Annotated in this window: 22 protein-coding genes (1 of these 22 running past the window's edge); 14 read left to right on the top strand and 8 right to left on the bottom strand. The window is 51.7% G+C overall.

The window, feature by feature from the left end:
• Positions 1 to 116 precede the first annotated feature (116 nt).
• Both HYU99_00585 and HYU99_00580 read left to right on the top strand, forming a co-directional pair.
• Positions 117 to 425: a type II toxin-antitoxin system Phd/YefM family antitoxin gene (locus HYU99_00585; GenBank protein MBI2338851.1), complete on the top strand. Its 309-nt coding sequence runs from the start codon at positions 117 to 119 to the stop codon at positions 423 to 425.
• On the top strand, positions 425 to 856 hold the full coding sequence (locus tag HYU99_00580; protein MBI2338850.1) for a type II toxin-antitoxin system VapC family toxin: 432 nt from the start codon (positions 425 to 427) through the stop codon (positions 854 to 856). Before HYU99_00585 ends, HYU99_00580 begins: the two co-directional genes overlap by 1 nt.
• Before the next feature lie 188 nt (positions 857 to 1,044).
• Here the strand turns inward: HYU99_00580 and HYU99_00575 are convergent, their stop codons facing one another.
• A complete protein-coding gene (locus HYU99_00575; protein MBI2338849.1) occupies positions 1,045 to 1,215 on the bottom strand; it encodes a hypothetical protein in 171 nt (56 codons plus the stop codon).
• 166 nt (positions 1,216 to 1,381) lie between these two features.
• Here HYU99_00575 and HYU99_00570 point away from each other — a divergent pair, with 166 nt between their 5' ends.
• On the top strand, positions 1,382 to 2,521 hold the full coding sequence (locus tag HYU99_00570) for an aminopeptidase P family protein (GenBank protein MBI2338848.1): 1,140 nt from the start codon (positions 1,382 to 1,384) through the stop codon (positions 2,519 to 2,521).
• 7 nt (positions 2,522 to 2,528) lie between these two features.
• Here HYU99_00570 and HYU99_00565 read toward each other — a convergent pair whose 3' ends face one another.
• Both HYU99_00565 and HYU99_00560 read right to left on the bottom strand, forming a co-directional pair.
• Positions 2,529 to 3,410, bottom strand: a complete 882-nt coding sequence (locus HYU99_00565; protein MBI2338847.1) for an SHOCT domain-containing protein — start codon at positions 3,408 to 3,410, stop codon at positions 2,529 to 2,531.
• A 1-nt stretch (position 3,411) separates the two neighbouring features.
• Positions 3,412 to 3,927, bottom strand: a complete 516-nt coding sequence (locus HYU99_00560) for a BON domain-containing protein (GenBank protein ID MBI2338846.1) — start codon at positions 3,925 to 3,927, stop codon at positions 3,412 to 3,414.
• Between the two features lie 193 nt (positions 3,928 to 4,120).
• Here HYU99_00560 and HYU99_00555 point away from each other — a divergent pair, with 193 nt between their 5' ends.
• The 4 genes from HYU99_00555 (at position 4,121) to HYU99_00540 (ending at position 6,872) form a co-directional block, all read left to right on the top strand.
• The gene (locus HYU99_00555; protein ID MBI2338845.1) at positions 4,121 to 4,501 is read left to right on the top strand and encodes a DUF4190 domain-containing protein; all 381 of its coding nucleotides are present in this window, start codon (positions 4,121 to 4,123) and stop codon (positions 4,499 to 4,501) included.
• A 12-nt stretch (positions 4,502 to 4,513) separates the two neighbouring features.
• Positions 4,514 to 5,056 carry a 16S rRNA (guanine(966)-N(2))-methyltransferase RsmD gene (rsmD, locus tag HYU99_00550; protein ID MBI2338844.1) on the top strand — a complete coding sequence of 181 codons (543 nt, stop codon included), beginning with the start codon at positions 4,514 to 4,516 and terminating at the stop codon, positions 5,054 to 5,056.
• 62 nt (positions 5,057 to 5,118) lie between these two features.
• Positions 5,119 to 5,604: a pantetheine-phosphate adenylyltransferase gene (coaD, locus tag HYU99_00545; protein MBI2338843.1), complete on the top strand. Its 486-nt coding sequence runs from the start codon at positions 5,119 to 5,121 to the stop codon at positions 5,602 to 5,604.
• Positions 5,605 to 5,675: 71 nt separating this feature from the next.
• Positions 5,676 to 6,872 (top strand): pyridoxal phosphate-dependent aminotransferase, encoded by a 1,197-nt coding sequence (locus HYU99_00540; protein MBI2338842.1) that lies wholly within the window; start codon positions 5,676 to 5,678, stop codon positions 6,870 to 6,872.
• Between the two features lie 51 nt (positions 6,873 to 6,923).
• Here HYU99_00540 and HYU99_00535 read toward each other — a convergent pair whose 3' ends face one another.
• The 3 genes from HYU99_00535 to amrA all read right to left on the bottom strand — a co-directional run bounded on the left by HYU99_00535 (position 6,924) and on the right by amrA (position 8,778).
• Positions 6,924 to 7,487 (bottom strand): hypothetical protein, encoded by a 564-nt coding sequence (locus HYU99_00535; GenBank protein ID MBI2338841.1) that lies wholly within the window; start codon positions 7,485 to 7,487, stop codon positions 6,924 to 6,926.
• Positions 7,488 to 7,618: 131 nt separating this feature from the next.
• Entirely contained in the window at positions 7,619 to 8,233 is a 615-nt protein-coding gene (locus HYU99_00530) for a phosphatase PAP2 family protein (protein ID MBI2338840.1), read from the bottom strand.
• Positions 8,230 to 8,778, bottom strand: coding sequence for an AmmeMemoRadiSam system protein A (gene amrA / locus HYU99_00525; protein ID MBI2338839.1), 549 nt, complete (start codon positions 8,776 to 8,778; stop codon positions 8,230 to 8,232). Before amrA ends, HYU99_00530 begins: the two co-directional genes overlap by 4 nt.
• Before the next feature lie 130 nt (positions 8,779 to 8,908).
• On the opposite strand from amrA, the gene coaBC (HYU99_00520) reads away from it, so the two are divergent.
• The gene (gene coaBC, locus HYU99_00520) at positions 8,909 to 9,487 is read left to right on the top strand and encodes a bifunctional phosphopantothenoylcysteine decarboxylase/phosphopantothenate--cysteine ligase CoaBC (protein ID MBI2338838.1); all 579 of its coding nucleotides are present in this window, start codon (positions 8,909 to 8,911) and stop codon (positions 9,485 to 9,487) included.
• A 59-nt stretch (positions 9,488 to 9,546) separates the two neighbouring features.
• Complete coding sequence (coaBC, locus tag HYU99_00515) at positions 9,547 to 10,242, top strand: bifunctional phosphopantothenoylcysteine decarboxylase/phosphopantothenate--cysteine ligase CoaBC (GenBank protein MBI2338837.1); 696 nt, start codon at positions 9,547 to 9,549, stop codon at positions 10,240 to 10,242.
• A 2-nt stretch (positions 10,243 to 10,244) separates the two neighbouring features.
• On the opposite strand, the gene HYU99_00510 is transcribed toward coaBC (HYU99_00515), so the two are convergent.
• Both HYU99_00510 and HYU99_00505 read right to left on the bottom strand, forming a co-directional pair.
• Entirely contained in the window at positions 10,245 to 10,640 is a 396-nt protein-coding gene (locus HYU99_00510) for a PIN domain-containing protein (GenBank protein MBI2338836.1), read from the bottom strand.
• Positions 10,625 to 10,867 (bottom strand): hypothetical protein, encoded by a 243-nt coding sequence (locus HYU99_00505; protein MBI2338835.1) that lies wholly within the window; start codon positions 10,865 to 10,867, stop codon positions 10,625 to 10,627. The genes HYU99_00510 and HYU99_00505 overlap by 16 nt, the downstream gene beginning before the upstream one ends.
• Before the next feature lie 355 nt (positions 10,868 to 11,222).
• On the opposite strand from HYU99_00505, the gene HYU99_00500 reads away from it, so the two are divergent.
• From HYU99_00500 to HYU99_00480, 5 genes are all read left to right on the top strand, one after another.
• Positions 11,223 to 11,606 (top strand): hypothetical protein, encoded by a 384-nt coding sequence (locus HYU99_00500; GenBank protein MBI2338834.1) that lies wholly within the window; start codon positions 11,223 to 11,225, stop codon positions 11,604 to 11,606.
• Positions 11,606 to 12,457, top strand: a complete 852-nt coding sequence (locus HYU99_00495) for a TIGR02147 family protein (GenBank protein ID MBI2338833.1) — start codon at positions 11,606 to 11,608, stop codon at positions 12,455 to 12,457. The genes HYU99_00500 and HYU99_00495 overlap by 1 nt, the downstream gene beginning before the upstream one ends.
• On the top strand, positions 12,454 to 12,837 hold the full coding sequence (locus HYU99_00490; protein MBI2338832.1) for a hypothetical protein: 384 nt from the start codon (positions 12,454 to 12,456) through the stop codon (positions 12,835 to 12,837). Before HYU99_00495 ends, HYU99_00490 begins: the two co-directional genes overlap by 4 nt.
• 53 nt (positions 12,838 to 12,890) lie before the next feature.
• Positions 12,891 to 14,858: a beta-propeller domain-containing protein gene (locus tag HYU99_00485; protein ID MBI2338831.1), complete on the top strand. Its 1,968-nt coding sequence runs from the start codon at positions 12,891 to 12,893 to the stop codon at positions 14,856 to 14,858.
• Positions 14,859 to 15,023: 165 nt separating this feature from the next.
• On the top strand, positions 15,024 to 15,138 hold the 5' end (the start) of the coding sequence (locus HYU99_00480) for a hypothetical protein (protein MBI2338830.1). Its footprint extends 239 nt past the window's final position; only the first 115 of its 354 coding nucleotides appear in the window; the start codon lies at positions 15,024 to 15,026; its stop codon lies off the right edge, out of view.

Here is a 15,138-nt window from a genome sequence, read left to right as displayed (position 1 = left end):
GCCAAGGGCGCCCCCGAAAAATGAGAGGGCCGGGATTGACCAAAATTGACGAAGATTGACGAACAATTTCGGCTCTCTTGACAATGTAGCTACTTGTAGCTACAATTGGTTCAGCTATGGAATTACTTAAAACCGTGGGGATACGGGAGCTCAAAAACAACCTTTCGGCTTATCTGCGGGAGGTAAAACGCGGCACGCGTGTGCTCGTTACCGATCGAAACGAGGTTGTTGCCGAGTTGCGCGAACCGTTGACAAAAGAACTCCCTGCCGAATCGAACCCTCTTCTGGCTCAGTGGATCAGGGAGGGGAAGATCATTCCTGCAAGAGCCCCTAAAACTCCGTTGAAACTTCCTCTGACGGGCCTTAAATTTCCCGAAGGAACAGCTCGCAGGATTCTTGATGAGGATCGAGAGGATAAATTTTAGTGACAGTTTATTTGGAATCATCCGCACTGCTTGCCATTCTCTTCAATGAACCATCCGCGCCTAAAGTTGTTCATGCCCTGAATGAGGCAGACATCGTCGTCACATCCGTTTTAAGCTTCATTGAAGCAAAAAGGGCTGCAAATCGTTTTCCACAAAAATCAGTGGTATCCGGCCTTCTTGAAAATTTGAGCTTCAAGTGGAACCGGATCCCGGTCGATGAAGCAATTCAAAAAAGGGCGGGGGATCCCTTTCCAGTCGAACCGGTGCGCACGTTAGATGCCATTCACCTGGCCACGGCTCTCGAAATGTTAAAGGTTTTTCCCGACCTTGCCGTGCTCTCTTTTGACAAGAGAATTCTGGATAATCTCGAACCGCTTGGCCTGGTCAGAGCCGAATTGGAAAAATTAAAAGCTGATTCCGCGGAAACTTAATATGAGCGGAGCATTGCAACATCCCCCCTGTTCGGATTCCGAATCATATGCGCCATCTTTTCTAAAACCCAAACGACACCCTACCCGTCCTTCAAACTGCCAGGCCACAAACAGGGCATTACTCGCGGCGGCCTCGCAAAACAGACCGATATTTGGCTTTACCATGTATCGAAGCCCAAAACCGGTATTCAGTAGCGGAACCGGAATAACCCCTCCCAAGGCGCCTTCTTCATCGGAGTTCGTAAATCCCCCATCCACTTGAGTCCAACCATAAAGTAAGGATCAGGCGCCTTGTCCCGTTTGGTCAGGTGAATCACGAGATTCGCCCCAAAATCGAATTCGTGGTCGATACCGACCATCCAAGCAGTAAAAGGGCGATGATTATTTTTTTCATGGTTATTTCCTTTCCCCGCTAAAATCCGCCGTGACGGTGCAACTGCCGCTGGGGTCGTAATCTTCGACATGCAGTTTTGTCTTGAAGGCAAATCCCTTTACTTCCCCTCCTGTTTCCCCTAAATTTATCGGATGTCCGCCCGTTCAGCCACGTTGATTATCGCCGCCCCGGAGGCCGATGCCAACCTCTACTACGCCTGCCGTTTTCTGGCCCCGGATCCCATCATCTATTTTGAAATCGGCGGCAAAAAACATCTCGTTCTCTCCGACCTGGAGATCGACCGCGCCCGCGAACAGGCGGATGTCGACAAAATTCTCTCTCTTGCCGACACTCTCAAGGGCCTTCGAAAGCAGAAAAAAAATTCCGTTCCTGTTTACGCCCGCATTGTCGATCTGATTTTCAGAGCCAAAAAAATAACAAAAATCGTCGTCCCTTCGAATTTCCCCGCACAATATTTTCAGGCTTTGGAAGCCTTAAGCTACCGAATGACCGTAAAACCGGACCCCTTTTTTGAGTCTCGTCTGGTCAAGTCGCCGGAGGAAAAAAAACAGATCCACCACGCCCTCAAACAGGTGGAAACGGCGCTTGGAGAAACGGTGGGGTTCCTGCAAAAATGCACGATCAAAGGCCGCTACGTAACTAACGGGCGAGAAAAAGTGACTTCCGAACACCTGCAAAACCGCATCAACTCGCGGCTCATGGAGCTCGGTTGCGTGGCCAACCACACCATTGTCGCCTCGGGCCCGCAGGGGAGCCTGCCGCACCACGAGGGGAGCGGCCCCATTCTGGCCCACACGCCGATCATCTTCGATATCTTCCCACGGGACAGCCACAGCCGCTACTACGCCGACATGACGCGGACGATGGTAAAAGGAAAACCGTCCGATGAGGTCAAAAAAATGTTTGCGGCGGTTTTGGAGGCGAACATTCGGGGGCGCGACGCTGTTCGTGCCGGTGTGACCGGACGCCTGGTCCATCAGGCCGCAACCCGTTGCCTCGAAAAAAGGGGATTTAAAACCGGAAAAATGAACGGCTGTATGCAGGGCTTTATCCACTCGACGGGACATGGACTGGGGCTGGATATTCACGAGCTCCCCTCTGTAAGCCTGGCCGGAGGCAAACTGAAAGCCGGAAACGTCATTACCATTGAACCGGGGCTCTATTACAGGAAATATGGGGGAATCCGGCTTGAGGACGTAGTGTCCGTGACCAAAGAAGGGTCCGAGGCATTAACGAAATTTCCACGGGTTTTGGAGATTGACCGCATGTAGGGGCGAATCAAATTTCCGACAAGATTTCTTTGCGTTTTTGCTGGTATTCCTGCTCGGTGATCAGTTTTTCCTTCTTGAGCGCATCCAACCGGCGCAAACGAGCGGCAACGTCTCCGGAGGCGGATGACGGCGCGTTTTTCGCCGCCCGTGAGGCCGTTGGCGCGGGGGAGAGATCTTGAGACTCCTCCTTCTTCTTTTTTGCCTCCTTTTTGGCCTTTTTGCCCTTCATCTCCTCTTCTTCCGCCAGCCTGTCTTCCTCCTGCTCACGATAGGCCTGTGCAACAAAATCGTAGCCCGGATCGAGAATAATCTCGGTGGCGCTGGCGTAGGACAACTGCTGTCCCTCGCCTGCCTCGAGGGTCACGCGAAGCGATTTGGCGTTGCGAATGGCCTTGTCCATCTGGGCCGAGGCCTCGTAGTCGCCGGTGATTTTTGCAAAGAGTTTCTGGAATTGGAAATGGATGCCGTCATCGGCCGCCCAAACGTTGCCCATCGTCAGGCGGTCGTTGCGCAGGATGAAAAAAGGGCGTTTGTGAATGATGGAAAAGTGGGCGACCTGGTCGGGGGTGGCCTTGGCCAGCGCCTCAACAATGAACGGCGCATACTTTTTTGCCTCGTAGGAGTTGAACACGTCCGCCGAATCGATTTCTTTTTTCAGAAGAAAACGTTTGGAAATCTTGACCGACAACAGCATCCCCTCCATCTGTTCCACGGTCAGCCCGGTATAAGGATGCTTCAGCGAACCAAGGGGAACGTCTTTGGGAGAGGCACGGTCGAGCTTCACCCAGTTGATCCGCTGGCGATAGATATACTCCGCATCGGCGCGGGCGAGACCCGGCAGGGCAAAAGCAAACACAACCGGCAAAAGAAGGCCATAACGTTTTATCATATTATTCCGGAGTCACCTGCGGAACACCGTCATCCTCAAAATCATCCGGGCTGTCCCCGGATGATTCCGTTTCGGCATCATCGGCGGGCGGAGCGGCCGTTTTTTCCGAAGCGGCCTCCTTTTTCACCACCGGCTTTTCCTCCGCAACATCCTTTTCCTCAACGACAGCCCTGTTTTTCCGGGAAGAGGGTTGTGCCATCTCTGCCGCGTCGCGAAGCACCAGATACGATTTGACCTCTTTGACGCCAGCCTGCTGTTCGGTGATTTCGATGGCCCGGTAGATTTGATCCTGCGATTCCACCCTCCCGCGCAGGCTGACCACCCCCTTCCAGGTGTCGATATCGATCTGGAAGGCCTTCACCATTTTATCCTTGAGGAATTTCGTTTTGAGTTTGTTGGTGATCACCGCGTCGTCGATGGTTTCGCCCAGACTTCGGCGCATCTGGGTGGAAGAACACCCGGCAAGAATGACGGCAAGAGACAAAGCAAGCAAAAAAACGAACCGGCGATAATTCATTGAATGGTCCTCTTACTTTAAATATCGCAAGGGTGTCAACGGACTTTAATATCGGGGGCCGGCCGCTGGCCCCCCCAAACCCCCGGTTCGCTCGCGCGGAATAAATCCGACGCTCGCTCACTCTAAACGAATGACAGCGGCCTTGGATTTATGCTAACCTTTTTTCCTTAATTCTCATCACGAAAGGAAACCTATGGATCCAACACCCCCCATTCCCGTCGGGCAACCGGCTGAGCCGGCTGAGCCGGTTCAACCGGTTCAACCGGTTTCGTCGCCCCCCTCCGCGGCGTCGACGCAACCGGGGCAGACAAGCACAAAATCAATCATCGCGCTGGTTTGCGGCATTCTTTCACTCACCTGTTGCGGTTTCATCAGCGGCATACCGGCCATCTTTATCGGCCGCGCCGAACTGCAGGGGATAGACGCCGGCCAGATTCCGGCCTCCAACCGGACGCTGGCCAAGGTGGGGCTGGTTTTGGGGATCATCGGGACGATTCTTTCCTGTCTGGGAACCCTGGCGTATGTGATTCTTATCGCCCTGGGGATTTCCACCGGAATGATGCAAAATATGTAAGGCGGTCGGGTTATGCGCATCATCGCCGGAAAAGCCAAAGGAAGACGGCTGTTCGGCCCCAAAAGCCTTCTTATCCGCCCCGTTTCCGACAAGGTGAAGGGGGCGATTTTCAATATTCTCGGCCCGCTGGAGGGTTGTTATGTTCTTGACCTCTTCGCCGGAAGCGGCAGTGTCGGGCTGGAGGCGATAAGCCGGGGGGCCGAGGGGGTTGTGTTTGTCGATTTTTCTCCACCCGCCCTCACGCTTCTCAATCGCAACATCCGGCAGTGCGGTTTCCAAAAACAAGCAGGGGTCATCCGCGGCAGGGTGCCGGAAATTCTCCCCCATCTTGCGCGCCGTGAGAGGCGTTTCGATTTTGTCTTTATCGACCCTCCCTATGACAGAAACCGGATCAATCCAACCTTGTCCGCCCTGCTTGCAAATAAACTCATTGACGCTGAAACGACGGTCATAATAGAACACTCACCGCGGGAGATGCCGGAATGTCCCGGCCTTGCCGTGCTCGATCAGCGGAAGTACGGGCAGACGTTAATCACGTTCATGAAATGTGCCTGAGTGCCTGGGTGCCCGTGTAAAAACGTGGGCACGCTGGTACGCAGGCACGCAGGCGCGGGAATATGAAAATCGCCCTTTGCCCCGGCTCTTTCGATCCCCCCACCGACGGCCATATCAATATCATCGACCGCGGCCTTAAGATATTCGACCGCATCATCGTGGCGGTGGCCATTAATCGGTCAAAAAAAACCCTCTTCGAGCCGGAAGAGCGGGTGACCATGCTCCAGGAATTGCTGAAGGACAAAAAAAATATCGAGATCGATTCTTTCGAGGGGTTGCTGATCGACTACTGCCGGAAGAAAAAAATCAGCACCATCCTGCGTGGCATCAGGACGGTTTCCGATTACGAATACGAACTCCAGATGTCACTCGCCAACCGGATACTGAATCCGGACATCGAAACCATCTTCATGATGACCGAAGGGCGTTATTCCCACATCAGTTCCTCGATTATCAAGGAGGTCATCTCGTTCGGCGGCTCCGGAAACGGCATGATTCATCCGTTGGTGGAGAAGAAATTGAGAGCAAAACTTCGGAAAAGTGCCTGAGTGCCCAAGTGCTAGGGTGCCCGTGTAAAAACGCGGGCACGCAGGCACGCGGGCACCCGAGCACGATATGCATGCAATTAACCCGAAGAGTCCAAAGAATCAAACCCTCGCCCACACTGGCCATCGACGCCAAGGCCAAGGCCCTTCAGGCTAAAGGAATTGACGTGATCGGCTTTGGCGCCGGCGAGCCCGATTTCGACACGCCGGAGAACATCAAAAGGGCCGCCATTCTGGCCATCGAAAACGGCTTCACCAAATATACCGATGTGGGGGGAATTGTTGAACTCAAAGACGTCCTTATTGAAAAACTCAAACGGGACAACGGTCTTGCCTACACCCGCGAAGAAATTCTGGTCTCGGCCGGCGGCAAACATTCCCTTTATAATATCGCCCAAGCCTTGTTCGCAGAGGGGGACGAGGTCATCATTCCGGCGCCCTACTGGGTAAGCTACCCCGACCAGGTTTTGTTAAACGACGCCAAACCGGTGATGCTTAAGACTTCCGACAAGACCGGCTTCAAGATCCTGCCTGGTGAGCTCGAAGCCGCCGTTACCTCAAAAACCAAGGCATTCATCCTCAACTCCCCTTCCAACCCCACCGGCGCCGCCTACACCAGAGAGGAGCTGGAAGCGCTGGCGAAGATCATCGTCAAAAAGGGGATCATCTGCGTTTCGGACGAAATTTATGAAAAGATCGTCTACGACGGATTTCAGCATGTCTCGATCGCCTCGTTTGGCGAAGAGATCAAAAATCGGACGATCGTCGTCAACGGCGCCTCCAAGGCATATGCGATGACCGGCTGGCGGATGGGTTTTTCAGCGGGACCCAAAGAGTGGATTTCGGCCATGAGCAAAATTCAGGGGCAGGTCACCTCCAATGTCTGCTCCATCACGCAAAAGGCGTGCGTCGAGGCCTACCGGGGACCGCAGGATACGGTAGGCAAAATGGTCATCGAATTCAAAAAACGGCGCAATTACATTGTCGATCGTTTGAACCACATCCCCGGCATCACCTGCCTAAAGCCTCTGGGGGCTTTTTATGTCTTCCCCAACATCTCCGCTCTTCTTGGGAAGAAAACCCCAACGGAGAAGAAAATCACCACCTCCGCTGAACTTGCTTCCTACCTCCTGGAGGATTATAAAGTGGCCGTTGTCTCCGGAGAGGGTTTTGGCGCCGAGGGATACATGCGCCTCTCCTACGCCACTTCGATGGAAAATATTAAGAAAGGATTGGACCGGATTGAAGAGGCGGTGAAAAAACTATCGTAGGGGCGATCCTTGTGATCGCCCATTCGAGAAGGGCGAATACAAGATTCGCCCCTACGGCGTTCGTCGCTCCAGAATCAAATCGTAAAAATCCTCCAGTTTGCCGCTGTCGGAAGAAAGGGAAGCGCCGTCCGAGACGTCGCGAACGCCCTCCGCCGTGATGTCGAATTCAAAATCGCCGGCGAATTTTTCGTAGGCCGTGTTGAAGGGGGCGACAATCCCATTTAAGGTGAATGTCTCGCCCGCTCCATCGAAGGTGACGGTGTAGGGGGTTTCGCACGGCTCTTCAACAGGGGCCGAAAGCTGGACATCTACCCCCTCCGGAATCCGGCTTAAAAAAGTGCAGGGGATCGAGGCTGTTTTCTTGTCGAAATCGAATGCCGTCCCGTCGGGGAAAAAACTGAAGGCGATGCGGAGATAATTTTTTTCCGGGGTGAATTCCAGCCAGGTGGAAAACCCGGATGCGTTGTAGGTGAGGCTATCGACGCCGGTGCCGGTTGAAGCGCTGGAGGAGGCGCTGGTTGATTCCCCCTCATCGGACAGGGAAGAACCGCTCTCTGAACAGGCTCCGAGAAAAAGGGCAAAAACAAGCACAAAAGGAAATAATTGACGCATCATAAGGTTTAAACAGCAAGAGCCATGCCAAGAGTGAACAAATCCATCAAAAAATAACCCATTGTTTTTCCCTCATTTTCACCTTCAAAACCATTGCCTGTTCATCCCTTCCCCTTCTCAACATGAGACAATTCTCATTTTGAGAGACCTCTCCGATGGGGTTTGAGGAATATCCATTTCATCAAAAGCGCCGTCAAAATTCCCGCCGCCACGTCGGCCGCATAGTGCTGTTTAAAAGTCATGGTGGAAAGGGAGATGACAACGGCGAGGAATAAAAACCAGGGCGCCAGTCGGGGGCGGTAGGCATGAATGGCAAAATAGGAAAGAAAGGCATAGGTCACATGGAGCGACGGCAGACAATTGACCGCCGGCGTATCGAGTTTTAAAAAGGCATCGGCCATTTTAACAAGCCAGTCCCCTCCATTCGGATCGATCATCGGCCTTATTTCGAGCTTAACCGGATAGACAAGCCAGACAATCTGATGCAGGGTCAGCGAGACAAAAAAAGACTTGAAACAAGCCTTGAGGCTCTCCGTGGTGTTCAGCAGAAGAAAAGCGGCCAGCGGCGTGACGTAGACCAAGACGTAGATAAAAAAAGTCCACGGAAGAAACGGAATCTCTTTTTCCCACAAAAACATGGGGACGTAAAAGACCCCTCGGGAAACCACATAATGGCGGATGGCAAAATAGGTGACGACAAACCAGGCGGCAAAAAGGACAGCGATAAAAAAACGAAGGTGATGTTTCATCGGGGCTCTCCAAAAACCTCTGCCTCAAAAACTTCAATCTTCATCCCCCCTTTTTTCCAACTGTCGGGGGGGAGTCCGGCCTTGAGGCAGGTATGCGACAAAAATTCCTCGCGGGTCCAGTTTTCTTCCGTGGCCACCTGCGGGAGGAGACAGCCACGGTTGAATTCTTTTTCGACGGACAGGCCATGTTTGCCGACGATGATTTCGCCGACATCCTCGATAGGCCGTCTTGGCGAAAGGGCTGAAATTTCAATGTGAAGATTGGAGAGCTCCGCTGATTGAACGGGGGGAAACCGGGGGTCTTCCGTGGCGGCGGCAACCGCCATCAACTGGACCGTTTTATAGAGCGGATCGGGCGCCTCGAACCGGCCAATGCATCCCCGGAGGCGCCCATCCCGATGATGGAGAGTCACAAAGGCCCCTCCCGGTTCCGTAAGTGCCCCGCCAGCCGGCCTTAAATCGGGCATCTCCCCTTCGGAAAGGTAGCCTTCAAGCGTCTTGCGGGCTACCTGGAGGAATTCGTCTTTTTCCTTTTCAGACAGCATGAGATAATACTATCATAACGGAGAAAGAGCTTCGCCATTATTTTTTTGGAGCAATTTTGTTCCCGTCCGCGTAAGCGGACTTGCAAAATTGCGCAACAAAAAATAATGGTGAAGCTCTGCCGAATAGTTCATGAAAAAAAATCTGCCTCTGAACGGAAAAAACATCGTCCTTGGAGTCACCGGCGGGATTGCCGCCTACAAGAGCTGTGAGATCGTCCGTCTTTTGACCGCCGAGGGGGCGGACGTCCATGTGGTGATGACCAAAGGGGCGATACAGTTTGTGACGCCGATGACCTTTCAGGCCCTTTCGCGCAACACCGTCCGGACCGACATTTTCAGCCTGACCGAAGAATCGGAGATGGGGCATATTCAACTGGCCGACAAGGCCGATTTGATTTTGATTGCTCCCGCCACCGCCGATTTTATTGCCAGGGTGGCGCATGGAATCTGTGACGATCTTCTTTCAACCGTTGTCTGCGCCACAAAGGCCCTGGTGATTTTCGCCCCCGCGATGAACGTGAACATGTACAAAAATAAAATCGTTCAGGAAAATATCGAGACGTTGAAACGCCACGGATACACGATCATCGGCCCCGCCTCGGGCGATCTGGCCTGCGGGTGGGAGGGGATGGGGCGGATGGAGGAGCCGGAGATCATCGTGGCGGAAGTGAAGAAACGACTAACTTCCAAGATCAAGGCAGTGCGTTAATCATTTTTGCAACTGCGAGAAAGCAGAAATCAGAAAGCCGAGAGCGGAAATCAGATAGAATGCATTTTCTGCTTTCGGCTTTCCGCTTTCTGCTCACTGATTTCTCGCTTTTGCCGGACATGTCCAAGCTCACCTTCCTCATCACCGCCGGCCCGACGCAGGAGCCGATCGATCCGGTCCGCTACCTTTCCAACCGGTCATCCGGGAAAATGGGATATGCGTTGGCGAAAGCGGCACGGGCGGCGGGCCACCATGTTGTTTTGATCAGCGGCCCGACAAGCCTCACCTCCCCTTCCGGTATCAAATTCATCCCTGTAACCACCGCACTGGAGATGCGCCGGGCGGTGATGAAAAATTTTCGCTCGGCTGATGTGATCGTCAAGGTTGCCGCCGTGGCCGATTATCGCCCGAGTCGGATGCAAAATAAAAAAATCAAAAAGACCGGCAAACCGATGACGCTCAAACTGGTTCCCAATCCCGACATCCTCAAAGAACTGGGCCGCAAAAAACGAAAAAACCAGATTCTCGTCGGCTTTTCAGCCGAAACCGACCGCGGCCTCCCCAACGCCGCCGAAAAACTCCGCGAAAAAAGGTGCGATTGGATCGTCCTCAACAATGTTTCAAAAAAGGGGATTGGATTTGGGTCGGATGAAAACGAGGTCACCCTCCTCTCCAAAAACGGCCGCATCCTCCCCTTGGGCCGCGCCTCCAAAGACAAACTGGCAAAAAGAATTTTGGAGGTGATCCTGTCCTGAATTCAGGACCAATCTTCAATTGTCAATTCGGGGATGTTTTCAAAATGCCGGGTGTTGTGGGTGACTAAAATGTAATCGTTGTGAAGCGCTATGGATGCAATCGCCACGTCGAAGTCTTCAATGGGATTCCCGTTTTTTCTTAAGGCCGCTTTGAGGCGTCCGAATATTTTCGCCGCACTTTTATTGAAATTGAGAATATTCGTTTCTTCAAGATTCTTGTTGAGAAGATCCAGAGACAGGGAAACATTGTCCGAATGGAAGGCTCCATAATACAATTCTCCCAGAGTTATGGAAGATAGAAAAACATTCTCTCTCCCAACCGTTTCGATCTGGTTGATTATTTCGCGATGATTCTTGGTTAAATAGACAAAAATATCGGTGTCTAAAAGATAGGCCATGAGGTTTTACTCCGGCGGCTTGAATAAATATCTTTGAGCATTTTATCGGCTGTTTCCTTGTCGAACATCCCGGCACACTTCAAGATGCCACGACGGGTCTTTTCGGCCCCCTCTATGTCTTTTTCCACCAGGGAGTAAAGGTACTCGGACCGCGATTTCTTTTGCTGACGAGCCCGCTCATCGGCTTTTTTAACCAGCTTACCATCCATGTAAATGGATACCTGCATGCTTTCATCTTGGCACACCGGATATGTTTGTCAATAGCAATTATGTTTGCGGTGTCAGACGCCGCTCATAAAAATGATACTATAATAATTTATGTTATTTTTTAGAATACAATAATATTTAAATATATATTAATATTAACTATTTATAACTAAATTTAACATTTTATAAATTAAATAGTATTCTTATAGAATACACTTTTTAAGCAACTTTCTGGACATTCCTGCCGATAATAGGTACATAGGACACATGGGGTGTCCGATATTTAAAGAAACGAACTTTCTGGACATTCCTGCCGATAATAGGTACATAGGACACATGGGGTGTCCGATATTTAAAGAAACGAAAGGAATGTTTATGAAACGCTTTGCAACATATTTAACCCTGATCGGCTCTCTCGTTTTAACGCTCAATTGCGGGGAGAGTGGCGATTCAGGGAGAGATTATAGAGCGGAATTGGATGATTTGGATGCACAGATACAAACTCTGATCGCTGATCTTTCATGTAATGCCGATGATGATTGTCAAACTATCGCTTATGGTAGCAGGGCTTGTGGCGGTCCTCAAACATACCTCATCCATTCATCTCTTACAACTGACGTGGAAAGTTTAGAATCACTTGTGGAGGAATACAATCAACTCGAGGACGAATACAATGCAGAAGAAAATATTGCATCACCTTGTGTCATTGAAATTGAACCTGAAATTGCTTGTACGGACGGCACTTGCCAGGAAATATAATGGGAAATATTAAAAAACCAAATATCTTCGAATACGACAATTACCGGTCGTTCTTGAAAGATCTGTATGCATCGCTGAAACAGGAAAAGAGCGCTTTTTCGTTTCGGTTCTTTTCCAAACAGGCGGGGTTTCGGTCGCCCAACTTTTTAAAGCTGGTGATGGATGGAAAGAGAAACCTCTCACCGGACGGGATCGAAAAATTCGCCCGCGCCTTAAAGCTTAACAAAGAGGAAACAACCTTTTTCAGAAATCTGGTTCTGCTCAATCAGGCAACCACCATCGAAGAAAAGAAATTTTACGCCGAGCAGTTGATCCGCCACCGCTTTTACAAAAAAATAAATCCCCTCAAACAGGCCCAGTACGACTACTACACCAACTGGTATTTCATTCCCGTCCGCGAGTTGGTAGGGGTTGACGGTTTCAAAGAAGATCCTGCCTGGATTGCCCACCAGCTTATTCCTCCAATCACAACCTCGGAGGCGGAAAAAGCCTTAAAAGAACTGGAGCAGTTGGGGCTGATTAAACGGAACGAAGAAGGAAAATTGGTCCAAACCGACGGTTTTATTTCCACCGGCGACGAGGTGGCATCCGCCTCGGTGGCGCAGTTTCACCGCGAGATGATGCAGAAGGCCGCCGAATCGATCGACCGTTTTCCTGCGCCGGAAAGGGAAATCTCGTCGGTCACCATCGGCATTTCGGAGGAAAGAGCCGAACAGGTCAAAGAATTGATCCAGCGCTTTCGGCGCGAACTCCTGGCCATTGCAAGCCAGGACCAAAAATCCACGGGGGTCTATCAGGTCAACTTTCAGCTTTTTCCGCTCACAAAGAAACCCGAAGGAGAATCATCATGAAAAAATATTTTTTAATTTTGACGGCAATTTTTTGTTTGAGCCTCCCCTTGTTCTTCTACGGTTGTGGATCGGAGTGCGCCGGCGGAACGGACACAGGGAACCCCTCTTGCGAGACCGACAACGAAGGGAGTACCGGTGACGGAGACGATACCGGCGATGATGGCGACACAACCGGCGCCGATGAGGCCGACGAACAGGCCGCCTGCGAGGATGCGGGGAAAGAATGGATTGAATTCACCAGTAGCTGTGCGGACTTGTGCATCAGCCAACGGGAAGATGATGAAATAGATGTTGAATGCTCCGAGGAGTCGGTATTCGGCTGTGAGTGCGGCGAGGAGCGCTGTTGGAATGATGAAACGCTGGAATGCGAAGATTTGTAAAAGGGAAAAAGGGGTCGGAAATTTGAAAGGGTCCAGAGAAAGAAAAGTGATTTATGAAAATGTTTGTCAAATACCTGATGATAATCAACCTGTCTTTGTTGACGCTCCACTGTAGCGCCCAAAAACTGGGAACGGGCCCCGGCCCGATCAACCCCGATCCGGATCCCGAAGACACAGTACCCACTTCGCTGGTTAAATACTCAAACTGCGACGACCTGCTGGCGGATATCCAGGCACAGGCGATTGCCGACATGGAGGAAACCCTCGACAACTATTCCACCTGCGGCACTTATTATACTTATGATTGTAGCGACTGCGACATCGCATTCCCCTCTTCGGATTCCACTTCAGAATCGGGCGTCGATTTCACCGGCACCAACATACAGGAGGAAAATGTCGATGAAGCCGACATCATCAAAACCGACGGCGCCTATATCTATGTCGCCACCGACAACGGGGTAGACATCTTCAAGGCTTGGCCTCTTTCCGCCTTTGACAAGGCGGGCTCCTATGCCGACTCTGACGGTATCGACAGCCTGTATCTCGACGACAACCGGCTGATCGCCATCGGCTATGCCCATGACGATACCCGCGGCTCATCCGTCACGAAAATTTCGGTTTTAAATATCGAAAAGCCGGCCTCCCCCGTACTCTCTCAAGTCAAAGAAATCGAGGGGTACGTGGCGGGATCGCGGTTGGTCAATCATGTGGTCCATGTGGCCATCAGTTCCTCTTTTGAATACTATCAAGTCGACGGCCTCGACGACCTTTCGGAAGAAAGATGGAGCGACGACTGTTCGGAAGCGGAACTGGCAAGCCAAATTGAAAATCTGAAGGAAGAAAATCGCTCTGCGATCATGGCCACCACCATCGACGACTGGCTACCAAGCCACGGCGACGGCACAACGTGGGAAATGGTTGCCTGCAGTGACTTTGCGGACGATACCGCCTCCGATGAAGACAATCTCCTCGGCCTCTACAGCCTGAATCTGGAAGAGAGCGACGAAGAAGAAATGACCTTCGTCATCGGCTATGCGCAGGAGGTCTATGCCTCGACCGAAGCCGTTTACCTTGCTTCGAGCAACTGGTCGGCGGACGAAACCTATATCCACCGTTTTGCCATCGGTTCAGGCGACGCCCTTCATACCTATGTCGCCAGCGGATCGGTTGAGGGACATATCGACAACTCATTTTCGATGAGCGAATACGAAAACACCTTCCGCATCGCCACAACCATCGGTTCGGTCAGCCGCGACGGGACGTCGGCTGTTTCCAACAATGTCTATGTGCTGGATGCAACCGATGCCGATCTTCCCATCTTGGGCAAGGTTGAGGGGATTGCCGAAGGGGAAGAAATCTACGCCGCCCGGTTTATCGGCGACAAAGGCTATCTCGTCACTTATGAAAAGATCGATCCGCTCTTTGTTGTCGACCTTTCGGATTCCGAAAATCCGACGATCGAAGGGGAACTGGAAATGCCCGGCTTTTCCACTTATCTTCATCCTCTTGGATCGGATCATCTGATCGGCCTTGGAAAGGATGCCGATGACGTAGGCACCTTCTCTTGGTTTCAGGGCTTAAAGCTGGCTGTCTTTGATGTCGAAGACGGTTCAAACCCCGCCGAAACCGAGAACCTCACCATCGGCTCCCGCGGCACCGATTCGGCCGCCCTCGAAGACCATCATGCCTTTACCTACGATGAGGAAACGGGCATCCTCGCCATTCCCATTTCCCTCTACACCGGAGGCACGGGAAAAAGCGACTACGGCGATTTCTCGTATAACGGCGTTCATCTGTACGAGGTCACCGAAAGCGGCATTGAAACAGTCGCGGAAATCGAACTCGATTCGGATGAATGGTATGCCCCGGAGCGGACTATAATGATTGGCGATGACGGCAATCAGGGGCTTTATATTCTGGACCACACCCATCTCTACCTTGTGGACATGAATGACGACTATCGGGTGAGGGCCACGGAAGCGGTGGATAACGATGACGATTACGGATATTGGGTATATTAATTTTTTCTTTCACACCGGCCTGGACCCCGGTGTGAAGGAATAAAAAGGCAAAATCCCCCCTTAATCCCCCCCTTTGCCAAAGGGGGGGGGGAGAGGGGGGGATTTAACCCGCAAAAAAGGACGCAACAAATTTTGGGAGTTGCCGATAATACAAAAGAGCCGTTTATGAGCCGACTTTGCAAAATATTCCCCCTGATTTTGGCCGCCGCCCTGATAGCGCTCGTCCATTGCGGCGGCGATACCTTCGACTTTGACCCCAGCGGCACCGAGACCGGCAATC

The sequence above is a fragment of the Deltaproteobacteria bacterium genome, assembly GCA_016183175.1.
GTDB lineage: Bacteria > UBA10199 > UBA10199 > UBA10199 > SBBF01 > JACPFC01.
Note: the sequence above shows the minus strand (reverse complement) of the source record. Positions and strands in the feature narration are given on the sequence as shown.

What these genes read in the sequence shown, in the direction of transcription:
- HYU99_00540 (MBI2338842.1), top strand. Translation starts at nt 5,676, where the DNA reads ATGCAATTAACCCGAAGAGTCCAAAGAATCAAACCCTCGCCCACACTG.
- HYU99_00510 (MBI2338836.1), bottom strand. Translation starts at nt 10,640, where the DNA reads ATGGCCTATCTTTTAGACACCGATATTTTTGTCTATTTAACCAAGAAT.
- coaBC (MBI2338838.1), top strand. Translation starts at nt 8,909, where the DNA reads ATGAAAAAAAATCTGCCTCTGAACGGAAAAAACATCGTCCTTGGAGTC.
- HYU99_00560 (MBI2338846.1), bottom strand. Translation starts at nt 3,927, where the DNA reads ATGAATTATCGCCGGTTCGTTTTTTTGCTTGCTTTGTCTCTTGCCGTC.
- HYU99_00505 (MBI2338835.1), bottom strand. Translation starts at nt 10,867, where the DNA reads ATGCAGGTATCCATTTACATGGATGGTAAGCTGGTTAAAAAAGCCGAT.
- HYU99_00530 (MBI2338840.1), bottom strand. Translation starts at nt 8,233, where the DNA reads ATGAAACATCACCTTCGTTTTTTTATCGCTGTCCTTTTTGCCGCCTGG.
- HYU99_00570 (MBI2338848.1), top strand. Translation starts at nt 1,382, where the DNA reads ATGTCCGCCCGTTCAGCCACGTTGATTATCGCCGCCCCGGAGGCCGAT.
- HYU99_00495 (MBI2338833.1), top strand. Translation starts at nt 11,606, where the DNA reads ATGGGAAATATTAAAAAACCAAATATCTTCGAATACGACAATTACCGG.
- HYU99_00485 (MBI2338831.1), top strand. Translation starts at nt 12,891, where the DNA reads ATGAAAATGTTTGTCAAATACCTGATGATAATCAACCTGTCTTTGTTG.
- HYU99_00555 (MBI2338845.1), top strand. Translation starts at nt 4,121, where the DNA reads ATGGATCCAACACCCCCCATTCCCGTCGGGCAACCGGCTGAGCCGGCT.
- HYU99_00535 (MBI2338841.1), bottom strand. Translation starts at nt 7,487, where the DNA reads ATGATGCGTCAATTATTTCCTTTTGTGCTTGTTTTTGCCCTTTTTCTC.
- HYU99_00490 (MBI2338832.1), top strand. Translation starts at nt 12,454, where the DNA reads ATGAAAAAATATTTTTTAATTTTGACGGCAATTTTTTGTTTGAGCCTC.
- HYU99_00500 (MBI2338834.1), top strand. Translation starts at nt 11,223, where the DNA reads ATGAAACGCTTTGCAACATATTTAACCCTGATCGGCTCTCTCGTTTTA.
- rsmD (MBI2338844.1), top strand. Translation starts at nt 4,514, where the DNA reads ATGCGCATCATCGCCGGAAAAGCCAAAGGAAGACGGCTGTTCGGCCCC.
- coaBC (MBI2338837.1), top strand. Translation starts at nt 9,547, where the DNA reads ATGCATTTTCTGCTTTCGGCTTTCCGCTTTCTGCTCACTGATTTCTCG.
- coaD (MBI2338843.1), top strand. Translation starts at nt 5,119, where the DNA reads ATGAAAATCGCCCTTTGCCCCGGCTCTTTCGATCCCCCCACCGACGGC.
- HYU99_00565 (MBI2338847.1), bottom strand. Translation starts at nt 3,410, where the DNA reads ATGATAAAACGTTATGGCCTTCTTTTGCCGGTTGTGTTTGCTTTTGCC.
- amrA (MBI2338839.1), bottom strand. Translation starts at nt 8,778, where the DNA reads ATGCTGTCTGAAAAGGAAAAAGACGAATTCCTCCAGGTAGCCCGCAAG.
- HYU99_00575 (MBI2338849.1), bottom strand. Translation starts at nt 1,215, where the DNA reads ATGGTCGGTATCGACCACGAATTCGATTTTGGGGCGAATCTCGTGATT.
- HYU99_00585 (MBI2338851.1), top strand. Translation starts at nt 117, where the DNA reads ATGGAATTACTTAAAACCGTGGGGATACGGGAGCTCAAAAACAACCTT.